The organism is Protofrankia sp. CiP1_Cm_nod1 (genome assembly GCF_920888515.1).
In the GTDB taxonomy this organism is placed as follows: domain Bacteria; phylum Actinomycetota; class Actinomycetes; order Frankiales; family Frankiaceae; genus Protofrankia.
Genome location: NZ_CAKKTM010000175.1, coordinates 2,194 through 7,825, shown reverse-complemented (window position 1 = coordinate 7,825; position 5,632 = coordinate 2,194). Strand labels below are relative to the sequence as shown.

Genomic DNA, 5,632 nt, shown 5'->3' with positions numbered 1-5,632 from the left:
GGCTCGTGCCGCGGCCGGCCGCGGCGGGCGGCGGCCGGCGGCTCGCGCCGCCACGGTCAGCGCTGGCTCGCCCAACACTTCGTCCGGTACGTCCTGCGAGGTCACGGGCCTTCCTTCGGGTGCGGTGGCGGCCTGCCGCAACGGTTGCGGCCGGCTTGGCGCCGATCGGCACGGCGCCGGCCGACGCACGGCGACCGGTGTCCGCAGTCCGACCGTCGCGGCCGGGCCCACCCCCAACCTAGTGCCGCGAGCGAGGTCGTAGGGTAAGCGCTCTTCCCGCTCGCGCCGACCAACACGTGCGATCTACATCACACTCAGAGTCACACTCAGAGCCACACCCAGAGTCACACTCAGCACCACACCCAGAGTCACACTCAGCACCACACCCAGAGTCACATTCAGACCTGAACCCAAGCCGGCCCAATGCGTTTCGATCACGGGGGGCCAGGGGCGCCGCGCGGCGGCGTCCCTGGCGATCGTCTGTGTTCGTGGTGGCGGAGGGCCCCGAGAGACCCCGGAGAGACCGTGCCCTCCCGCATCGAGGACTACGCGCTGATCGGCGACACACATTCGGCCGCGCTGGTCTCCAGGGACGGTTCGATCGACTGGTTGTGCCTGCCCCGCTTCGACTCGCCCGCGTGTTTTGCCGCCCTGCTCGGTGACGAGAACTCCGGTCACTGGCGGATCGCGCCGGTCGATCCGGTACTCGCGGTGAGCAGACGCTACCGCGGCGACACCCTCGTCCTCGAAACCGACATGACCACGGCGAGCGGGACCGTCCGGATCGTCGACGCGATGTACCCGCGCTCCGGCGAGCACCTGGTGCTACGGCTCGTCGAGGGCATCGAAGGCACGGTCCGGATGCGCAGCGAGACCCGCATCCGCTTCGACTACGGCTCGATCGTTCCGTGGGTGCGTCGTTTCGACGAGCACACGGTGGTCGCGGTCGCCGGCCCCGACGCGGTCACCCTGCGCACGACCGCGCCGATGGAGGGCCACGACATGGCCACCCACGCGCAGTTCACGGTCTCCGCCGGGCAGTCCGTGCCGTTCTCCCTGGCCTGGTGCCCCTCGCACCGCCCGACCCACGCCCGCATCGACGTCCGCCGGGCGATCGACCTGACCGAGTCGTGGTGGGCGGACTGGATGGCCGGCTGCACCTACGACGGGCAGTGGCAGGACGCCGTCCGCCGGTCCCTGATCACCCTCAAGGCGCTGACGTACGCGCCGACCGGCGGCATCGTCGCGGCGGTCACGACCTCCCTGCCGGAGATGATCGGCGGGGTCCGCAACTGGGACTACCGCTACTGCTGGCTGCGGGACGCCACCATCACCCTGCTCGCCCTGCTCGACGCCGGGTTCACCAGCGAGGCCACGGCCTGGCGGGAGTGGCTGCTGCGGGCGGTGGCCGGCGACCCCTCGCAGGTCCAGATCATGTACGGCGTCGGCGGCGAGCGCCGGCTGCCCGAGTACGAGATCCCGTGGCTGCCCGGCTACGAGGGCTCCGCTCCCGTCCGGGTCGGCAACGGCGCTGTCGACCAGTTCCAGCTGGACGTCTACGGCGAGGTGCTCGACGCGCTGCACGTCGCCCGGATGGCCACCGACGTCGACGGCCAGGACGACTCGTGGGCGCTGCAGAGCAAGCTGATGGAGTTCCTGGAGACCGGGTGGCGCAAGCCCGACGAGGGCATCTGGGAGGTCCGCGGGCCACGCCGGGACTTCGTCCATTCCAAGGTGATGGCCTGGGTGGCGGTGGACCGGGCCGTCAAGGGCATCACCGAGTGGGGGCTGCCTGGCCCGCTGGACCGCTGGACGGCGCTGCGGGCCGAGATCCACAACGAGGTCTGCGCCCGCGGCTTCGACCCCGCCCGCAACACCTTCACCCAGTTCTACGGCTCCACCGAACTGGACGCGGCCCTGCTGAACATCCCGCTCGTCGGCTTCCTGCCGGCGACGGATCCGCGCGCCGTCGGCACGGTGGCCGCCATCGAGCGCGAACTCGTCCAGGACGGCTTCGTGCTGCGCTACCCGACCGCGGCGGACGGCGCGGTCGACGGCCTGCCCGCCGGTGAGGGCGCCTTCCTCGCCTGCACCTTCTGGCTCGCCGACAACTACGCCCTGTCAGGACGGGTGCGCGAGGCCCAGGAACTGTTCGAGCGGCTGCTTGCGCTGCGTAACGACGTGGGGCTGCTGGCGGAGGAGTACGACCCCCGCCTCGGCCGGCTGGTCGGCAACTTCCCGCAGGCGTTCAGCCACGTCCCGCTGGTCAACACCGCCCGGACGCTGACCGACGCCCTGCGCGGCCGGCCGCGCTCGCGCACCGACCGGGCCTATCCGCCGGGCCACTTCTTCGGCTGACTCCCCGGCCCGGCCTCCCGATCATCCGCCGGCCGCCCCGCCGTCCGTCATCCGCCATCCGCCACCCGTGCCGAAGCGACCGGGAAGACCGGGAAGACGAAGGCGGCGGGCGAGCGGACGATACGGAGAGGGGCGAGGACAGAGAGGGGCGAGGACAGAGAGGGAGGGGATCATTCGTCTGCGTCGCGTGCCCGCCGGTCCCGTAACATCGCCGACGGACAGGTGCGCGACCACAGCTCTTCCCGCGCTCCCTGCGCGCACGGAAACCATGGCATCCAGGAACCAGGAGCGGGACGCGTGGCGGGTCGGGTCGCGGTGATCGGCGGCGGTATTCTCGGGCTCGCGGTGGCCCGGCGGATCGGGCAGGTCGATCCCGCCGCCACGGTGACGGTCTTCGAGAAGGAGCATGACGTCGCCCGCCACCAGAGCGGACACAACAGCGGAGTCGTCCACGCCGGGCTGTACTACCAGCCGGGATCACTGAAGGCAACCCTGTGCCGACGGGGCGTGGTACTGCTCAGGGAGTACTGCGCCACGCACGGCATCCGCTACGACGAGTGCGGCAAGGTCGTGGTCGCGGTCGACGACAGCGAGCTGGGCAGGCTCGCCGACATCGCGCGCCGGGCACAGGCCAACGGCGTCCCGGACACCACCATGCTGGACGGGCACGACCTGCGCCGCTACGAACCGCACGCCCGCGGGGTGGCCGCGCTGCACTCCCCCACGACCGCGATCGTCGACTACCAGGCGGTGGCCCGCCGGCTGCGGGACAGCGTCCAGGACGCCGGCGGCACGGTGCGCACCGGCAGCGAGGTCGTCACCGTCGAGGAGCGCCCCGACGGCGTCCACCTGGGCCTGCGGGTCCGGGGGAACGTCCGGGTGCCGCCCAACGGCACGCACGCGACCGCGTCTCGCGCCGGTGGCACGGTCACGGCCGTGTCCACGGCGGCCGGGCCGTTCGACCTGCTAGTCGCCTGCGCCGGCCTGCAGTCCGACCAGGTCGCCGCGCTCACCGGCGAGGATCCCTCACCGCAGATCGTCCCGTTCCGCGGCGACTACTGGCTGCTGCGCCCGGAGCGTCGTGACCTCGTGCGTGGGCTGATCTACCCGGTGCCGGACCCGCGGTACCCGTTCCTCGGCATCCATCTGACCAGAAAGGTGGACGGGAACGTGCTGGTCGGTCCGAACGCGGTCCTCGCGACCGCCCGCGAGGGCTACACCGGGCTGACCGTGCGAGGCTCGGAGCTGCGTCAGACACTCGCCTGGCCGGGCTTCCGGACGATGGCCCGCCGGCACTGGCGGACCGGGGCCCGGGAGATCCTGCACACGACGAGCCGGCGTGCGTTCATCGCCGAGGCCCGCCGGTACGTCCCCCAGCTGCGGGCCGCGGACGTGGTCCGGGGGCCCTCCGGTGTCCGCGCGCAGGCGGTCGCGCGCGACGGCGCACTGGTGGACGACTTCGTGCTGTCGATACGCGGGAAGATCGTGCACGTGCGGAACGCGCCGTCACCGGCGGCCACCGCGTCCCTGGCCATCGCCGAGCACATCGTGGACAGGATCGTGGCCGAGCCGGCCGCGTGAGCGTACCGGCGGCTGTCGGCCGACCGCCCAGTCCGGCCACCAGCGCCGCTACGGCAGGGACATCCTGTACTGGCGGCTGTGAGCTGACCGCCTGGGGGATGAGCCCGGCCACGACCGCCGCCCGCATCGGGCGCCCCGTCCGCGCCCACCACTCGCGATCATCTGTCCTGCCCGCCGGGGCCGGGCCCGCCACGGGCCCGCTTCGGCCTTACGGGCAGAAACCGGGCCAGCAGCGCGCCGACGACAGTGAGCAGCCCGCTCAGCAGCGTGATCCACAGGCCTGGCCCCAGCTCGACCGAAAGGTCCAGGTCGATGTCGCCCAGCCGGTCGACGCGCAGCAGGCGGATCATGTCGATCACGGCGAGCAGGACGGTCGCCAGGCCGATCACGGCGGTGAGGATCCACCGCCAGCCCTTCCGGTCACGGCCGGTGAGCATCCCGCCGAGAACAACCGCCAGGACACCGAGCAACGCCGTCGTCCCACCGTAGTAGCGGCCGATCTCGGTGCCCCGCAGCGGGAGCTCCATGACGTCGAAGGCGGTGATGGTCGCCCAGGTCATGACCGAACCGACGACGGCCGCGGCACCGGCGACCAGCACGAGCAGGCCCCCCAGCAGCCCCACCAGCCGCTCCCCGGCACCCGCGGGTTCGCCTGCCGTGGTGCCCGTGCCGTCCGCGGGCCCACCGGCCGCCTCCCCCGGACGAGCGCCGATCGGGGCGCCCCACAGGAAGTCCGGCCCGGTGCCAGCACCCGACGGCCCGGCCTCACCCGGGGCGTCCGCGGCACGGCCCGCGGCGGGAGGCGGCCACGAGGCGCCGGACGCCGACGGTGTGCCGGGAGCGGCCGCATCGGAGGCCTCGCCACCGCCGGTATCCCGGCCGCCGCTGTCCGCGCCCCCGGCACCCGGTCCATGGCCACCGGGCGGCCGGGCCCACCGCGGGTCAGCCGTCAGCGCGTGCGCCGCACGCCGTTCGGCACGCCACCGGCGCAGCCGCTCCGACTCGCCGTCCGCGCCGTCCACGCCGTCCGCGCCGTCCGTGCTATCCGTGCTGTCCGTGCTGTCCGTGCTATCCGTGCTATCCGTGCTATCCGTGTCATCCACGTCGTCCGCGTCGTCCGCGTCGTCCGCGTCGTCCGCGTCGTCCGCGTCATCCGTGTTGTTCCGGCCATCCCCACCGGTCGGCCGGGGCCGCGAGCCGGCACCGCCGGCTGGGCCGCTCATCCGGCCCTTGGACAGATCCGTGCTGGACACCGCACGGGCCTGATCCTCCCGGGCCTGCCCGGGAGGCGGCCCCCAGAGCTGCTCCTCGGAGCGCCAGATCTGCTCCTCCGGCTCCTGGGCCGCCTCGATCGGCTCCCGCAGCCGGGATCCGGCCGGCGGCCCAGCCCCGGCAGTGGCACCAGGCCCGAAAAGAGGATCATCGTGCTGCCCTCGGCCACGCACCGGCCCGGAGTCCCGAGCCTCCGGCAACGCGAAAGAAGCATGATCGCGTCGCCTCCGGCCGGACAGCGACCCGCGGATCCGGGCCTCCGGCAACGCGAAAAAAGCATCATCGCGCCGCCTCCGGCCAGGGGGACCCGCGTCCGCCACAGGCTCGACCGCCGAGCGTCCCCGCGGGCTCGGTTCCTGCTCGGACACGTCTTCCTCCCGTTTCTGCCCGATGACGGTCACCCGGCTCCGGCCGACCGGGG

Annotated in this window: 3 protein-coding genes; 2 read left to right on the top strand and 1 reads right to left on the bottom strand. The window is 73.0% G+C overall.

The window, feature by feature from the left end:
- The first annotated feature begins 525 nt into the window (after nucleotides 1-525).
- The gene (locus NBX02_RS08360; protein ID WP_250282655.1) at nucleotides 526-2,358 is read left to right on the top strand and encodes a glycoside hydrolase family 15 protein; all 1,833 of its coding nucleotides are present in this window, start codon (nucleotides 526-528) and stop codon (nucleotides 2,356-2,358) included.
- Nucleotides 2,359-2,655: 297 nt separating this feature from the next.
- Nucleotides 2,656-3,939, top strand: coding sequence for an L-2-hydroxyglutarate oxidase (locus tag NBX02_RS08355; RefSeq protein ID WP_250282657.1), 1,284 nt, complete (start codon nucleotides 2,656-2,658; stop codon nucleotides 3,937-3,939).
- Nucleotides 3,940-4,097: 158 nt separating this feature from the next.
- Here NBX02_RS08355 and NBX02_RS08350 read toward each other — a convergent pair.
- A partial coding sequence (locus tag NBX02_RS08350) for a hypothetical protein (protein WP_250290761.1) occupies nucleotides 4,098-5,632 on the bottom strand: 1,535 nt, incomplete at its 5' end.